At 35.2% G+C, this 15817-nt stretch carries 14 protein-coding genes; 5 read left to right on the top strand and 9 right to left on the bottom strand.

Annotated features, from left to right (window positions below; all coding sequences use genetic code 11):
- Positions 1 to 25: 25 nt before the first annotated feature.
- The 5 genes from menA to G9Q29_RS05710 all read right to left on the bottom strand — a co-directional run bounded on the left by menA (position 26) and on the right by G9Q29_RS05710 (position 5356).
- Complete coding sequence (menA, locus tag G9Q29_RS05730) at positions 26 to 985, bottom strand: 1,4-dihydroxy-2-naphthoate octaprenyltransferase (protein ID WP_166134224.1); 960 nt, start codon at positions 983 to 985, stop codon at positions 26 to 28.
- Between the two features lie 83 nt (positions 986 to 1068).
- The gene (locus G9Q29_RS05725) at positions 1069 to 2580 is read right to left on the bottom strand and encodes a PH domain-containing protein (RefSeq protein WP_166134222.1); all 1512 of its coding nucleotides are present in this window, start codon (positions 2578 to 2580) and stop codon (positions 1069 to 1071) included.
- Positions 2580 to 3101, bottom strand: coding sequence for a PH domain-containing protein (locus tag G9Q29_RS05720; RefSeq protein ID WP_166134220.1), 522 nt, complete (start codon positions 3099 to 3101; stop codon positions 2580 to 2582). The genes G9Q29_RS05725 and G9Q29_RS05720 overlap by 1 nt, the downstream gene beginning before the upstream one ends.
- Positions 3102 to 3180: 79 nt before the next feature.
- A complete protein-coding gene (locus G9Q29_RS05715; RefSeq protein ID WP_166134218.1) occupies positions 3181 to 4050 on the bottom strand; it encodes a 1,4-dihydroxy-2-naphthoyl-CoA synthase in 870 nt (289 codons plus the stop codon).
- 451 nt (positions 4051 to 4501) lie between these two features.
- A complete protein-coding gene (locus G9Q29_RS05710; protein WP_166134216.1) occupies positions 4502 to 5356 on the bottom strand; it encodes a CvfB family protein in 855 nt (284 codons plus the stop codon).
- A 442-nt stretch (positions 5357 to 5798) separates the two neighbouring features.
- Here G9Q29_RS05710 and G9Q29_RS05705 point away from each other — a divergent pair, with 442 nt between their 5' ends.
- Positions 5799 to 7151, top strand: coding sequence for a M28 family metallopeptidase (locus G9Q29_RS05705; RefSeq protein ID WP_225872893.1), 1353 nt, complete (start codon positions 5799 to 5801; stop codon positions 7149 to 7151).
- Positions 7152 to 7221: 70 nt separating this feature from the next.
- On the opposite strand, the gene G9Q29_RS05700 is transcribed toward G9Q29_RS05705, so the two are convergent.
- Positions 7222 to 7563 carry a DUF2853 family protein gene (locus tag G9Q29_RS05700; RefSeq protein ID WP_166134214.1) on the bottom strand — a complete coding sequence of 114 codons (342 nt, stop codon included), beginning with the start codon at positions 7561 to 7563 and terminating at the stop codon, positions 7222 to 7224.
- A 90-nt stretch (positions 7564 to 7653) separates the two neighbouring features.
- Positions 7654 to 9315: a 2-succinyl-5-enolpyruvyl-6-hydroxy-3-cyclohexene-1-carboxylic-acid synthase gene (gene menD, locus G9Q29_RS05695; RefSeq protein WP_166134212.1), complete on the bottom strand. Its 1662-nt coding sequence runs from the start codon at positions 9313 to 9315 to the stop codon at positions 7654 to 7656.
- Between the two features lie 96 nt (positions 9316 to 9411).
- Between menD and G9Q29_RS05690 the strand changes: the two genes are divergently transcribed.
- Positions 9412 to 9909, top strand: a complete 498-nt coding sequence (locus tag G9Q29_RS05690; protein WP_166134210.1) for a GNAT family N-acetyltransferase — start codon at positions 9412 to 9414, stop codon at positions 9907 to 9909.
- A 59-nt stretch (positions 9910 to 9968) separates the two neighbouring features.
- Positions 9969 to 10919: a tRNA dihydrouridine synthase gene (locus G9Q29_RS05685; protein WP_166134208.1), complete on the top strand. Its 951-nt coding sequence runs from the start codon at positions 9969 to 9971 to the stop codon at positions 10917 to 10919.
- A gap of 182 nt (positions 10920 to 11101) precedes the next feature.
- On the opposite strand, the gene G9Q29_RS05680 is transcribed toward G9Q29_RS05685, so the two are convergent.
- Both G9Q29_RS05680 and G9Q29_RS05675 read right to left on the bottom strand, forming a co-directional pair.
- On the bottom strand, positions 11102 to 11602 hold the full coding sequence (locus G9Q29_RS05680; protein WP_394367676.1) for a glutathione peroxidase: 501 nt from the start codon (positions 11600 to 11602) through the stop codon (positions 11102 to 11104).
- A gap of 232 nt (positions 11603 to 11834) precedes the next feature.
- Complete coding sequence (locus tag G9Q29_RS05675; protein ID WP_166134204.1) at positions 11835 to 14048, bottom strand: TonB-dependent receptor; 2214 nt, start codon at positions 14046 to 14048, stop codon at positions 11835 to 11837.
- 449 nt (positions 14049 to 14497) lie between these two features.
- Here G9Q29_RS05675 and G9Q29_RS05670 point away from each other — a divergent pair, with 449 nt between their 5' ends.
- On the top strand, positions 14498 to 15028 hold the full coding sequence (locus G9Q29_RS05670) for an RNA polymerase sigma factor (protein WP_166134202.1): 531 nt from the start codon (positions 14498 to 14500) through the stop codon (positions 15026 to 15028).
- The gene (locus tag G9Q29_RS05665; RefSeq protein WP_166134200.1) at positions 15028 to 15813 is read left to right on the top strand and encodes an anti-sigma factor; all 786 of its coding nucleotides are present in this window, start codon (positions 15028 to 15030) and stop codon (positions 15811 to 15813) included. Before G9Q29_RS05670 ends, G9Q29_RS05665 begins: the two co-directional genes overlap by 1 nt.
- Positions 15814 to 15817 lie beyond the last annotated feature (4 nt).

The following is a 15817-nucleotide window of genomic DNA, read 5'->3' as shown; positions in this document are numbered from 1 at the left end:
AACTCTTTTTTGGGGTAAAATGAACTTAGCGACCGCCTAAAAACAGGTTAACAATAATATCCTGAATAAGCGATACCATGCACAACGCCAAAAGCAAAGACAGCGCGAAAGTGCTTAATGCTAATTTTTTTAATTCGGGATCGAGTTCTTTTGGATTTTGATTGGTTTGTACGGTTTTTAAATGTTTGATTAATGGAATATAGGCCAAAACAAAAAGGTATTGATCTAGGCGATACTCGCTTAAAATAGCAAAAATTATAACCAAAACCATTGCCGTAATTACCAAGAAATAATGGTATTTTTTAGCTTTGGCACCGCCCATTTGTACTACCATGGTATTTTTATTTGATTTTCTGTCTGAAGCTTCATCGCGCATGTTGTTCAAATTAAGAACTCCAGTACTTAATAATCCGATAGCGGCAGCAGGAAGAAATAAATCGAAATCAAGTTGTTTGGCATATAAAAAATTAACTCCCAAAGTGCTCACCAAACCAAAGAAAACAAATACAAAAATATCCCCAAAACCACGGTAGCCATAAGCAGTTTTTCCTACTGTATAGCGAATGGCCGATACGATTGCCAGAATTCCCAAAACCAAATAGAATAGTGAAAACCAAAGATTAGTGTCTTTGAAAGAAACATAAATTAAGGCTACTGCTGAAAACAAGGTTAAAACAGATGTAATAATAATAGCCTGCTTCATGGCTTGGGCACTGATAGCGCCACTTTGAATGGCACGCATGGGACCTACCCGATCAGAATTATCAGTTCCTTTTACTCCATCGCCATAATCATTAGCAAAGTTAGAGAGCACTTGCAAGCCCAAGGTTGTTAACAAAGCAAGGCCAAAAATAGACCAGCTAAAAACTTCTGTAGGTGTTTCAATTGTATTTGTTGGTCGCAATGCATACATACTACCCACGATGATTCCGGATACAGATAAGGGTAGGGTTCGTAAACGTGCGGCTTCAATCCACTGCTTCATACTATTTTTTATTTTTTAAATTCTATTTTACTGACAATTGTATGTACAAATGTACGGCATAAAACAACGATATGCATTGTTTTTTACATCCAATTGCTGTTGGAAGTTTCTAATTCGTACAACCATCGATTGATGTGTTCCTTGAGTACGGTATAATTAGCCAATTGAAATGAAATATTTCCTCCTGCTGTATGCAAAACAACTGAACCAATATCTGCTTTTTTGTGCCAAAACAGCTGTGAAGTGGTAATGGCTTGAATTTTTTGAGGCAAAATAATTGCTTCGCTAACATCCCAAGCACCCGACGTTTTAATGATGAATTCTGGATGAATGTACAAGCGATAATTTTTGAACTTAAAATACTGCAAAACAGTCATCAGTACAACATAAAACGGAACCCAACCTACATATTCCATTATCTCAGGAAAAAAAGTATTTGCCAACCCAAAAAATAAGGCAACAGGGATAGCTACGGTAATAAAAAGCGCAAAAACTAACTTTCGATAATTGGGAGTCAATTCGATTCCTTTTTCAGGTAGTTTAGAAAACAACAACTGTAAAATCGCGTCGCGCTCTATAGGATCACAACCTGGAATTTCAATTGCTGATTTGCGCTGTTCCTCGTCGCCACCGGTTGCTTGTTTAATTCTTACGTCTAAAATACCCCACTTACGTTGAAAGTAATTTTGTGTAACGGTGGTGATTTGAACTTTCTCTGGTTTTACAATAGTGCTCTTGGAGTTTAAAAGGCCGTATGATAAAAGTAATGAACCTTTTTGTTTGGCTATATTAAAATTAAAAAACTGCACAAAAACCCGAATAATATTTAGTACCAAAACAGCAACAAGTACCATGAAAAAACCCATGATTATAGCCGTCAATCCTTGAGAGGAATCAAAATAAGACCCAAAATCCTGCTCATAGCCGGTTTCTTGATCGGCTAATTTTGAAAGGCTCTCGAAAACAGTACTGAAAAATAAAACCAACAAAGCAATAGTTCGCTGGTAGTTTGAAGTAATTCCGACTTTTAACAAGCTAAAAAAACTAATTTTTATAAAAGGTGTTATCGTTGTGTTGCTTTCAAATTCTACTGCTGTACCAGGTTCATTTAGACCTAAAATACGTTCTTTGCCTTCATTTTCCAGCAAGCATGCTTTTAAATCCAAAGCCAGTTGCTGCGAAATGGCCTTGATGTTTCCCTCTTTTTTGCTGCTGCCTGCAGTATCAACTTGCAATTCATAAACCCCAATTATTTTTTGAATAAACGACTGGTTAATATTTACTTGCTGAATCTTATTGAGTTGGATGGCAGTTTTGGTCTTGTTTAAAATACCTTCGTTGATAATGAATTCTTGATTTTCTTCATCCAGATAAAAAGTAAAGTTCCTGTATTTTAAGTACGAAATGAGAGCGATTAGCACTAAAAAAAGCCCAATCACTCCAAAAATGTACCCCAAATAAAAGTTTTTTAACCTAAAAAAGAAAACCAAAAAAACAGGCCAAAAGGCTCGTGCGTATTGTTGTAATGTATAAAAAAACAAAACCCAAATACCAACAGCTGACTGCCTTTGCGGCTGACTAAAATCAGTACGCATTATAATTGTTTTTGAATTTTGCCCATCAATAATTGTTTGATATTTTCGGCTTGTTCTTTTTCGATACCCGGAATTTCAATGTCGCTTGCACTGCCGCCTGCTGTAAAAACTTGAACCTTTGCCAATCCTAAAAATCGTGAAACAAACCCTTCATGTAAGGCAACATGCTGCACTCTATTATAAGGAATTACAATAGTATTTGTAGCAATAATTCCAGAACGATAGACCACATCATGCTCGCGAAAAGCAAAACCTTTTTTCTTAAAACCAATGATTGCAAAACAAACAATAAATAATAACGACAAAGGCGTCAAAACACCAATAATGAACCAAATTCTGTTACTAAAAATATCAGGTTCAAGTTCAGCAAGAACAAACAACCCGCCAGTAAGTACACCAATAATCAGTGCCAGATTACAAGCAATAACAATTCCGTATTTACTATTCAAAGCCGTAAACGGAATAGACTCTAATTTGGGTAAATTTTGAGTGTCAATAATATTATTCGTAAATAATTCCATAAAGAGTACAATTGTTTAAGCACTTTAATCTAAGTAAATAAAGTGGTGTAATTTTCAAGCAGCAAATGAAACTATTTCGTTAAGGCAACCATTTTTTTTCAAAGTTTGGTTTTCTCTTTTCAAGAAACGCATTTCTACCTTCTTTTGCTTCCTCAGTCATATATGCTAAACGTGTCGCTTCACCAGCAAATACCTGTTGACCAACCATTCCATCATCTGTCAAATTCATGGCGAATTTTAGCATTTTGATAGCCATAGGCGATTTTTGCAAAATTTCCTGAGCCCATTCGTAAGCAGTTGCTTCTAATTCATCGTGTGGCACTACCGCATTTACCATGCCCATATCCATTGCCTCTTGCGCTGAATAATTACGACCCAAAAAGAAAATTTCTCTCGCTTTTTTCTGTCCCACCATTTTGGCCAAATATGCCGAGCCGTAACCACCATCAAAACTAGTTACATCAGCATCGGTTTGTTTAAAAATAGCGTGTTCTTTACTAGCTAAAGTCATATCACAAACCACATGTAAACTGTGTCCGCCACCTACTGCCCATCCTGGAACAACAGCAATAACAACTTTTGGCATAAAGCGAATTAATCTTTGTACCTCCAGAATATTTAAACGGTGTTGCCCGTCGTCGCCCACATACCCTTGATGCCCGCGTGCGTTTTGATCGCCACCGCTACAAAAAGAATAAACGCCATCTTTAGACGAAGGACCTTCAGCAGACAGCAATACCACACCAATTGAGGTATCCTCTTGCGCATCGTAAAAAGCATTGTATAATTCGGCAGTTGTTTTTGGTCGGAATGCGTTGCGCACATCCGGACGGTTAAAGGCAATTCGGGCTACCCCATTGCATTTTTTATAAGTGATATCTTCGTACTCTTTGGCAGTAATCCAATCCATTTTGAATGATTTAAAATTTTCAGTGTAAAAATAAATCATTTTTTACATTATCCCTATTCCATTTCAATAAGCTTGTGGTAATATTTATCTGATTTATAGAAAACAAATGTGAAAAAAAGTAAAATTTAAAACCAAAAAAGCAAATTATTATTTGAATTTAAATATCTTTAACATATGATAATCAACGGAATAACCATTTAAAATGAGTTTGTATTTTAATGTTAAACACAGTTTACTTTAGGTTATATTTCGATTCAAATAAATTGCAAGAATGAATTTAGTAGTGATTCGTGACTACAACAAGGTATAGAAAAGGTTGTATCGTTTGCTTCGTTTAAAAGTATAACAGAAATAGCAAAACTGTTGCTATAATAACGTAAACGCATTGATAAACAAATTGCAACCTATATTTTTTAATGATACGCTTGCAGGTACAAGCTTAACATTAAAACGAGAAAGACTAATCATTATCGATTAGTCTTTCTTTTTTTTACTCTTTAATCAAATAAATGCCGTCTTCTTTAATTTCGATGCGTTGTTCTCGATACAAAGCGCCAATTGCCTTTTTAAAAGTCTTCTTACTCATTTTCAGTACCGTTTTGATATCTTCTGGATGAGAATTATCGGTAAGTCGCAAGAAACCGCGACTTGCTCTTAGCTCGTCTAAAATTTTCTCTGCATTTGGTTCAATACTTTGGTAACCTTGAATTTGAAGCGAAACATCTATCTTGTTATCTGGTCTAATGGATTTGATATATCCGCGCATACGATCTCCTGTGCGAATTGCATCATCGTACACTTCGTCTTTGTACATCAAACCCTTGTATTTTTCGTTGATGATTACGTTAATCCCCAACTCCGTTATGTGCGAAACAATTAAATCAACTTCTTCTCCTTTTTCGACCGTAAGGTTTTCATTTTTCAAGAACTGGTTTAATTTACTTGATGCCACCAAACGATTGGTTTTTTGATCAAGATACAAGTACACCAAATAGCGCTTGCCTTTTTCCATCGGGCGTGCTTGCTCTTTAAACGGAACCAAGATATCTTTTTCCATTCCCCAATCCATAAAAGCACCCACTTGATTGGTATAGTTTACCCTAAGCAACGCAAATTCGTTCAGTAAAATATAAGGTTCAAGCGTAGTCGCCACAGGTCGTTGTTCGTGATCCAAATACACAAACACAATGAGCTCCTCACCTATTTCGAATACCTTTGGAACATATTTGTTTGGCAGTAACACATCGTGAATTCCTTCTGGATCCAGCTCCGGATTTCCCAAAAACAAACCCACTTGGGTATCACGTAATATAGTAAGCGTATTGTATTTTCCTATTTCAATCATTATAGTTCAATTTCTAAAGCACAAAGGTACGAAGTTTGAAAATAGGATATTCAGAAACGGTCCACAAAAAAATAAAGCCTAAATATTTCTATTCTTTTTCTTTTTGGGAGCATACAACTATCTTTCTGCTCGCGTGTAGTCCCGCTGTCCGCAGTATCCACGCAAAAAAGCGTGGGATACTCGCTTCCATCGCGGCTAGATTTGCAATTTATGTTTTCAGGCGACGTTCTCCATTGTAAGTCTTAAAAAATTAATTTGGCTGAGACCTAACAGGTTTTAAAAACCTGTTAGGTCTTCAATAATAAATTTACGATTCAAATTCCAATCCAAATACCACCTAAAACTGTCCAACTTCAACTTCAAACAAATCCTAAAATTAAACACGCAAGCAGCATTCATTTTCTTTTTTATTAACTTTGGAGAAACTAATAAAAACTACTTAATGAAATCTAACTCCATTATTACATTTGTGCTATTCTTTTGTTTCTCGTTTTCGAGCGTGGCACAATCAACCGTAGACGATCCCGAAATTAAAAAAATGCTGTCCGAAGTGAAATCGGAAAACATGGAAGCTACCGTACGCAAACTCGTTTCGTTTGGTACCCGCCATACTTTAAGCGATACCAAAAGTAATACACGCGGTATTGGCGCAGCACAACGCTGGGTAAAATCTGAATTTGATAAATATGCTTTAGCTTCAAGCGGCAGATTGACATCTGTAATTGACTATTTTACTGTAAAAGCCGATGGACGCCGCATTGCTACCGACAGCCAGTTGGGTAACGTAATGGCTACATTAAAAGGTACTGACCCTACTGATGACCGTGTGATGGTTATTAGCGGCCATTTAGACTCCAGAGCGTCTGACGTGATGGATGCTAAAAGTGATGCTCCCGGCGCCAATGATGATGCCTCAGGAGTTGCTGCTATGATGGAATTGGCGCGCATCATGAGCCAAAGAGAATTCCCTTTTACCTTGATTTTTGTTGCAGTTGTTGGCGAAGAACAAGGTTTGTATGGTGCCAAACATTTGGCTGATAAAGCCAAAAACGAAAAGTGGAATCTAATTGCCATGTTCAACAACGACATGATTGGTAACAGCCTTTCGAGCGGAACAATGTTGCGCGACAATACAAAGGTGCGCGTGTTCAGTGAGGCAATTCCGTTTTTAGAAACTGAGGCTGAAGCAAAAGTTAGAAAGTCTATCAACCGTGATAACGACAGCCCGTCAAGACAATTGGCACGTTACATCAAAACGATAACCAACCAATACGTAGACCAATTAGATATTTCTTTAGTATATCGCAATGATCGTTTCTTGCGCGGAGGAGATCACACTCCTTTTAGTCAAAATGGTTTTACAGCTGTTCGTTTTTGTGAAATGAACGAAAACTACGACCATCAACACCAAGACGTTCGTAAGGAAAACAACATTCAATACGGCGACTTAGTAGAGTTTATGGACTTTGAATATATGAAAAAAGTAACCTTATCTAACTTAGCTTCTTACAGCAACTTAGCTTGGTCACCAAAAGCTCCAACCAACGTTGGAATTGAAGTAAAAGACTTAACTAATTTCTCTACTTTGGTATGGACTGCACCCGCAGGAAAACCAGTTTATGGCTATAACATTTTAGTTCGTGAAACGTCCTCACAACATTGGGAAAAAACAATTTTTGTAAAAGGAACCAAAGCTGAAATTCCGTACTCAAAAGACAATTTCTTTTTTGCTGTTCAAGCGGTGGATGAATTAGGTCACTCGAGTTTACCTGTATTCCCGCTGCCAATTCGATAAATACAACTTCTTATAACAAAAAAGCGTTCGATGATTCGAACGCTTTTTTTATGCAGTAAAACAAAGTTTATTAATTGTAAACGCTTTCTTTTTTGAAATGTACCGTTAACAAATAATAAATAACTGCTCTAAACTTATTTCTGTTTGAACGTCCGTACTGCTCCATCACCGCATCAATGGCAGCATCAAGCTCAGGACCGTCAGTAAGACCTAATTTTTTAATCAAAAAGTTATTTTTTACATTGTCTAATTCCGCTTGTTGACTTCCTGCAACCGTAGCAGCATCTGCATTATAAATTGATGGGCCGCATCCAATAGTAACTTTGGTTAGCAAATCCATATTTGGTTCTACACCGCATTTTTCTTTTAAATCAGCAGCATACTTGGTAATTAATTCTTCTCTTGCACTCATAAATAATTGGTTTAATGGTTGTTTATTAGTTTAGTAACACAACCAAATTTAAACATAAAATCTTCTGAACCAAGAAAAGTGAGATTAAATTTAATTTAACTCTTTAAAAAAATTCAATAAAATCTGGTCGTTTAATAACGTTGGAGTGAAAACCTCAAGAATGCAAGCTTGTTCATTTTGAGCAAATAATTCGGTTACCGCGGTCTGTAAACTTCCTTCATCACTAGCAATGGTATATTTAAAACCATACATTTTTGCCAAATGCTCGGCTGTTAAGCAATGTGAAGTTTCGAAATAAGTATTAAACACAGGAGTTTCAGCATGACCTGGCAAAATCCTGAAAATACCGCCACCACCGTTATTAATCAAAATAATTTTAAAGTTTTTAGGAATGTAGTGGTTCCAAAGTGCATTGGTATCGTACAAAAATCCGATGTCACCTGTGATAAACACGGTTTGTTTTTTATTGGCAACGGCGGCGCCAATTGCGGTAGACGTACTGCCATCAATTCCACTCGTTCCGCGATTGCAATACACTTCGATGGTTGGATCAATTTCAATTAATTGAGCGTACCGAATGGCCGAACTATTACTTATTTGTAATTGCGAGTGCTGCGGTAGTGCTGGAATTACTTTTTCAAATACTTTAAAATCTGAGAAAGGAATCTTCGACAAGTACAAATCGACTTTTAGTTTTCTGTGACTTTTAATATGATCCCATTCTTGGAAGTAAGTACTGCTTCCCTTTTGCGCAAGCGGAAATAATGACTCAAAAAATATATTGGGAGTTACCGTAAAATGGTTTGTCAACGCGCCAAAAGTATCATAAGCACGCAACGGATCGATGTGCCAATGTTCCTTTGGTTTGTACTTTCGTAAAAAAGCTTTAATGCGTTTTGATACTACCATTCCACCAAAAGTAATCAAGATTTCAGGTCGAAGTTGTTCAAATTCAGTCTCCGTAAAAGGCGTAATAATCGTATCGATGTTGCTGATAAAGGTGGTATGATGCAAATTAGAAGTCGTTTCTGTTAGCACTACAACCGATTCATCTTGAGCTAAAGCTTCAATTATAGCATCGTTGACCGCATTTGGTTCATTGACACCTACTAAAATCATTTTTTTTGATGCCTTATTCCAACTTTCAGCAGCTTTTTGTACTTCATCAATTGCTAGAATTGAATTTTCAATTGCAACAGGAATTACATTCACATTAACCGAAAGTTCTGTGACAGTTTCATACAAAGGCTCTTCGAAAGGTGCGTTGATATGAACAGGTCCTTTTTGAGTCAAAGCAGTATTTATGGCTTCATTAATTTTGATATCGTTTTCATTCGACACCTCTTCTTGTAAATTGGCATTGTACAATGAATGGTTAGCAAACACGTTTTCTTGCCTTATCGTTTGCCCATCGCCAATATCAATTTTACTTTGCGGACGATCAGCAGAAATAACAATCAACGGAATTTGACTGTAAAACGCTTCCGCAAAAGCGGGATAATAATTTAGCAAAGCTGATCCAGATGTACAAACCAAAGCTACTGCCTGCTTGGTTTGCTGCGCAATTCCTAAACCGAAAAACGCTGCCGAACGCTCATCGGCAATACTGTAGCAGGTAAAAGCAGGATTACTCGCAAAACCTATGGTTAAGGGCGCATTACGTGAACCGGGCGAAATTATTATAGTGGTGATTCCTTTGGCCAAACAGAACTCAATTATGCTTTGCGCTAAAGGTATTTTGGGGTATATCATCGTGTCATTTTTCTGAGTTACAAAGTTACAAACTTGGCAGGCTATTTCCTTTTCTTTTAGCTCTTTTTTGTTAATTTTGAACCAAATCAAATAGCCATGTCTGTAAGCATTCGCCCCTATCAACCCGAAGATACTCAAGCCATTCTCGATATTATTAATTACAATATTTTGCACTCTACAGCGCTTTACGATTACAACGTGAGAACATTAGAGCAACAAAAAAATATCATAGAAGACAAACTGGCTAAAAATTTCCCAGTGATTGTAGCCAGTATTGAAAATCAAGTAGTTGGTTTTGGGATGTATAGTGAATTTCGTTTCCGTGAAGCGTATAAATTTACAGTAGAGCACTCGGTATACGTTGATGAAAATTTTCATGGAAAAGGCATTGGCAAACTGCTATTGCAAGAGCTCATTTCGTTAGCAAAACAACAAAAACTGCACACCATGATTGCCGTAATTGATGCCGAAAATGAGAGTAGCGTAACCTTTCACGAAAAATTTGGTTTTAAAACGGTGGGCGTAATTAAAGAATCAGGATTTAAATTTGATCGTTGGTTGCACTCGGTTTTTATGCAATTGATATTGGAGTAATGCAGCTATAATTAGGGTACTTGCGTTATAAAAGATACCTTTGTGTTTTTTAAAATAATATGAGCTTTACCCTTCTTTCATCACCTTTACAAGGATTTACCGATTTTCGTTTTCGCAATGCCCAAAATAAATTATTTGGTGGTATTGATACTTTTTATTCTCCTTACATTCGACTAAATGGAAAATTGGTCATCAAACCATCTTATCAGCGTGACTTGCAATTGGACAATAATTTAGATTTAGAGGTTATTCCACAAGTAATTACTAACGATGCCGAAGAATTTTTGTTTGTTGCCAAATATGTTTTAGAATTAGGCTATAAAGAACTCAATTGGAATTTAGGTTGCCCATATCCGATGGTCACAAAATCAGGAATGGGTTCAGGTCTAATCAGCAATACCGAAAAAATCAATCATATTTTGGAACGTGCCCACAATGAAACCGATATTTTGGTATCAATGAAAATGCGCTTGGGTTATGAATCTCCGCAAGAAATTTTAGATGTGCTTCCAATTCTTGATAGGTATCCACTGAAAAATATTGCCATACACGCTCGCTTAGGAAAACAACTGTACAAAGGCGGGGTAGATCTTGATGGTTTTCAAAAATGTATTGATCAAGCCAAACATACTTTGTATTATAATGGAGATATTACTTCGGTTGAAGGGTTTAGAAAAATGCAAGAGCGTTTTCCATCAATATCACATTGGATGATTGGCCGCGGTTTAATTGCCGATCCTTTTTTACCAACGATGATAAAAAATGACACTACCGAATATCCATCTAATAAAATGGAATTATTTAGCGCTTTTCATGATACATTGTACGCTATTTACAGCGAGTCATTATCAGGAAGTACACATATCTTATTGAAAATGTATCATTTGTGGGAGTATTTTAGTACTACTTTTTCAAACCCGCACAAAGTTTTAAAAAAGATCAAAAAAGCTCAAAGTATTCGGAACTACGAAGCTGCTGTAGCTGAAATTTTCAAAAACGAAAAAATCTAGAGGGAAATATAAACCATTAAGAAATGAAGAAAAATTAAGCGCTAATACTTCATTTAACTTAATTTCTTAATGGTTCAATGTTTATGAAATATTGGAAACTTAGTTAAATCACAAAAAAAGAGATTTTCATTTGACTGAAAATCTCTTTGAAGATATTTTACTGTATAAAGTTAGCTAACTGCTTATGCTTTAATCCAATTCATTACTTCTGGATCAGTAACCAAAACTCTAGGAGAAATTACTTTTTCTAGTTCTCCTTTTTCATTGATTAGGTATTTTTGAAAATTCCATTCTACATTTGAATCTTGTAAACCATTTTTAGATTTTTGAGTTAAAAACTGATAAATAGCAGCCATATCATCACCTTTTACAGAAACTTTATCCATCATAGGAAAAGTAACACCGTAATTCATTTGGCAAAATGTTGCAATTTCCTCGTTTGTTCCTGGCTCCTGCGATGCAAAATTATTTGCTGGAAAACCAACAATTACTAAACCTTTATCTTTGTACTCTTTGTAAACCGCTTCTAAATCTTTATACTGAGGAGTTAATCCACACTTAGATGCTGTATTTACAATGATTACTTTTTTTCCTTTTAGCGTACTAAAATCAAATGTTTTGCCTGATAAATCTTCTACTTTAAACTGATAAATGTTTTCTTTAGCTGTAACTGCTGTACTCATAATTTTGTCTGATTTTTTTGGTTGTGCTTGGTTTTGACAACTAAATAATACTAAAGCAAAAGTTGCTATATAAACTAAGTTTTTCATAATTATAATTTTTGTTAAAAGTACTTCTTTTTTTGTTTTAATAAATTATTTTTTTGTTAAACAGTGGTTAAATAAAAAAAGGAAGCCCGACCCTATGAACTGTCAGGCTTCCAAACAAATAAACAACAAAAACTTCTCGTGGTATTTAGAACGCGTAGGTAATTTTCCCTTTCAAAAAGAAAGGCGTTCCTGGAGTAAAATGTATTTCCTCAACACTTTCTGGCTCGTTTTGAAGCCTCGATTCTGTTGCAAATTGTGTTTCATTCCATTCGGTATTGAATATATTTTCGATGGCAATGCCAATATTAATTTTCTTTAATTGATAATTTACATTCAAATCAGATATAAAATACCCTTTTGCAATAATAGAATTATCCTCATTAGCTGGACGATTCTTGAGGTAACGATAACGTAAACCTCCTGAAAATCCGTGCACATTTTGAAAACTCAATCCACCTGTTGTTGTAAAATCAGGTGCTAACGGTATAAAATCTTGCCCGTTTGGCTCTTCAATACTACGCGCATAAGTGTAATTGGCATCTGCGTCAAAAAACAAATGATCATTCAATTGATAACGCAAACTAAGTTCAGCGCCCATTCTACGGGACTTCCCACTCGGCTCAATCACTCCCGCATCACCTACATATACAAATTCTTGATCCAAATACAAATGCCACAAAGCAGCATTTACTAATAGTGATGGCGTAGGTTTCCAAATTGTACCAATATCAGTACCAATTGCTGTTGGAAGTATTTCTCTGCCATTATTTTCAACCACCACTCTTGTATCATTGGAGTGAAAACCCATTCCTGATTTGACAAAAAATTGTAATTCATTACTTTTTGAATAAATAAAATTCAATTTTGGTGAAAACTTCACTTCTGTTTCTGCCTGTGTTTGAAACGTGTTGGCTAACATATCTTGGTAATTGAATTTAAAATAATCCAAGCGCAATGCAGGATTTATAATCCATTTTCCCATTTTAAATTCTGCATTTGCGTACGAGAATAAATTAGATTGCTCTATATCGCCTAATTTTAATCGTTGCAAAACGGTTTTTCTATTCAGCGTACTTGATAATTCAGAGTCAATTGTTGCATCTGATCTAAAACCAATTCCGTATTGCATAAGTACTTCGGCGTCATTGATAAATGATTTTTGATGTAAATCAGCATTCAAACCATAAATCGCTCGCTCTTCTTTTTGCTTTATTTGATCTCCATTTACAGGATCATTCAAGAAAAATGTAAAATTCGAGAACAATTCAAACTCGTAATTCGAATAAAAAGCATTGGCCTTAAAATAGCTACTTTCACTAATTGGTTTTGACCAAGCCACATTAAAATTAGTTCTTGAAGTTGTTCCACCTTCCGTACTATCAACTGCACCAAATCTAGTAATCACTCCCAAATCAACCAATCGTTGTGGAATTTGTCCAGACGCGTCCCATTTACTTTTGAAACGAGAAGCTAAAATTGAGAACTTACTTGCATCATTCAAACTAACCGAATATTTCCCTAAAAGATTGATTCGATTAAAATTTTGAGGCGCATCAAACGGACCATCTGTCAGAATATATTCAGTTGCAATGTAAGCGCTTTGATTTTTTTGTTGCCCCAAAAGATCAAATAATCCTACTGTTCTGAGCGTATTAAATTGACCAATCTCTACACCAATACTACTGTTTTCGATTTTATCTTTCGTTTGAAAAGCTACATATCCTGCCGTTGCAAAATCTCCTTTGTCCGCATAGTAAGTTCCTTTTCCGAAATCAATTTTATCTACCGTTTCAGGTATAACAAAATGTAAATCAGCATAACCTTGACCGTGCGCATGCGAAACCATATTTACAGGCATTCCATCAACAGAAATGGCAATATCAGTACCATGATCAATATCAAAACCTCTTAAAAAAAGCTGCTCTGCTTTACCTCCACCTGCGTGCTGACCAATTAACAAACCTGGAACTTTGCGTAAAATCTCTTGCGAAGAGTTTACGGGTGTAGTTTGCAAATCAATTTTTGAAATGACATTCATAGCCGAAAGTTTGGGTTGAATTACAACTTCTTTTAAACGAAATAGACCATCTTCAAGAACAATAACTTCCTCATTTGAATTAAATTTGCTAATTCGTCTTTTGTAACCAAAGGCTACTATTTCAAGAGGATCTCCGTCAACCGTTTCAGATAAGGTAAAAACTCCAAATTCATTACTGTGTGCATGTGTTTGAGATTTTGTATTCAACACATACACATTTTCTATTGGATTGCCGTTTTTATCTACAATCTTCGCTTTTTTAATTTGCGCCCAAGTCGTTAAACCGAAACATGTTAACAACGTCAAAAAAATATTTTTCATTTGTTTTGATATAAAACTATACATATGAAGTGCTTATGAGATGATATTAAATACTAATATGTATAGAGATTAGAGGGCGAAAATATTTCTTTTCAATGGTAATATCAAGAAAAATAAGAACGTATAATTAACATATAACACTTAAAAAATTGACAATCAGAGAACTACTTTGAAAAAGAAAAGTGTTAAAATAGAAAGTTAAACAAGTTTCTGTTTTTTTTTGATTTTAAAATTATTTATATCTATCTAAAATTATTTACGGAAATAAGATTAAAATGGTTTTACATAAATCATCTTTTTTTGACTATAACTTACGAAAAGGCAAGTTTTTATGTATATTTACGTTCAAAAGATAGTTTTCTTTAGATTTTAAAACCAGAAGACTCGCCAAAATCAGTCTTCTTTTAATTGAAATTGCATAAATTTGTAAGAGATAAACAATATAAACTATGAGTCAAGAAGAATTATTAGTATTGATATACAAAAAAGATGAGAGGGCATTCACACATCTTTACGATATGTATTCAAAAAGTCTGTTCTCGGTTATCAATGTTTTAGTAAAAAACAGAGAAGAGGCCGAAGATGTATTGCAAGAAGTCTTTGTGAAAATTTGGAAAAACATTGATTCGTATAACGAAAGTAAAGGACGATTTTATACCTGGATCCTTAATATTGCTAGAAATACTTCAATTGACAAACTGCGCTCCAAAAATTTTAATAACAGTCAAAAAAACCTTTCTACAGATAATTTCGTAAATCATTTTGAAGACAGTTCGATACTGTCTGACAAAGTGGATACGATTGGATTAAATGAATTTGTAAAAAGACTCAAACCAAAATGTATTCAAATAATTGACTTATTGTTTTTTAAAGGTTACACCCAACAAGAGGCTAGTGACGAGTTGGCTATACCTTTAGGAACAGTAAAAACACAAAATAGAAATTGTATTAACGATCTCAGAAATTATTTGAAAGTATAATGGAAACAAAAGAATATATTGACTCAGGAATTCTGGAACTTTATGTTTATGGTTTATTAACGGAAACAGAGAGTGAAGAAGTTGCCGCAAAGGCAAAAAATAATGCTGAAATTAATTCAGAAATCATTTCGATAGAAAAAGCTATTGTAGTACTATCATCTAGTTTTTCACCTTTTCATTCGGTGGCTAACTACGAAAAAATTAAAGAAAAATTAGAGCTTAAATATGCTCCCGTAATTCAATTGGAACCTAAAAAGAATAAATTCCAATATTTAGGATGGGCCGCATCTGTAGCTTTGTTAGTGGGTGTAGCATATCAATATAATGAGCTGAATCAAACTTCTTCATTAGTGGCCGCTGCTCAAGACGACAAGGCTAAAATTGAAAAAGAATTCAATACCTTAAAAATTAAAAACACAGCGGTTGAGTCTAGCTTAGCAGTAGTTCGTGATATCAAAAACACAGTAGTGAGTTTAGGTGGACAGGCAGTTAGCCCACAGTCTTCAGCAAAGGTATATTGGAATCAAGAAACTGAGGTAGTTTATATTGATGCTGCAAATTTACCTGAACCACCAGAAGGAATGGTTTACCAAGTTTGGGCACTTAAATTAAATCCACTTACTCCTACGAGCATAGGTTTACTAGAGAACTTTGATAAAAACGAGCAAAAATTATTTGCAGTAAGCAGTGCTAATGGTGCCGAAGGATTCGGAATTACATTAGAACCAGCTGGTGGAAGTTTAACTCCTACAATGGAACAATTATATACTTTGGGTAAAGTATAAAACC

Source organism: Flavobacterium turcicum (genome assembly GCF_011365745.1).
GTDB lineage: Bacteria > Bacteroidota > Bacteroidia > Flavobacteriales > Flavobacteriaceae > Flavobacterium > Flavobacterium turcicum.
This window is presented reverse-complemented; position numbering and strand designations above follow the sequence as displayed.

Coding starts and splice junctions, on each gene's coding strand:
- menA (WP_166134224.1), bottom strand. CDS start 985: ATGAAGCAGTGGATTGAAGCCGCACGTTTACGAACCCTACCCTTATCT.
- G9Q29_RS05725 (WP_166134222.1), bottom strand. CDS start 2,580: ATGCGTACTGATTTTAGTCAGCCGCAAAGGCAGTCAGCTGTTGGTATT.
- G9Q29_RS05720 (WP_166134220.1), bottom strand. CDS start 3,101: ATGGAATTATTTACGAATAATATTATTGACACTCAAAATTTACCCAAA.
- G9Q29_RS05715 (WP_166134218.1), bottom strand. CDS start 4,050: ATGATTTATTTTTACACTGAAAATTTTAAATCATTCAAAATGGATTGG.
- G9Q29_RS05710 (WP_166134216.1), bottom strand. CDS start 5,356: ATGATTGAAATAGGAAAATACAATACGCTTACTATATTACGTGATACC.
- G9Q29_RS05705 (WP_225872893.1), top strand. CDS start 5,799: ATGAAATCTAACTCCATTATTACATTTGTGCTATTCTTTTGTTTCTCG.
- G9Q29_RS05700 (WP_166134214.1), bottom strand. CDS start 7,563: ATGAGTGCAAGAGAAGAATTAATTACCAAGTATGCTGCTGATTTAAAA.
- menD (WP_166134212.1), bottom strand. CDS start 9,315: ATGATATACCCCAAAATACCTTTAGCGCAAAGCATAATTGAGTTCTGT.
- G9Q29_RS05690 (WP_166134210.1), top strand. CDS start 9,412: ATGTCTGTAAGCATTCGCCCCTATCAACCCGAAGATACTCAAGCCATT.
- G9Q29_RS05685 (WP_166134208.1), top strand. CDS start 9,969: ATGAGCTTTACCCTTCTTTCATCACCTTTACAAGGATTTACCGATTTT.
- G9Q29_RS05680 (WP_394367676.1), bottom strand. CDS start 11,602: ATGAGTACAGCAGTTACAGCTAAAGAAAACATTTATCAGTTTAAAGTA.
- G9Q29_RS05675 (WP_166134204.1), bottom strand. CDS start 14,048: ATGAAAAATATTTTTTTGACGTTGTTAACATGTTTCGGTTTAACGACT.
- G9Q29_RS05670 (WP_166134202.1), top strand. CDS start 14,498: ATGAGTCAAGAAGAATTATTAGTATTGATATACAAAAAAGATGAGAGG.
- G9Q29_RS05665 (WP_166134200.1), top strand. CDS start 15,028: ATGGAAACAAAAGAATATATTGACTCAGGAATTCTGGAACTTTATGTT.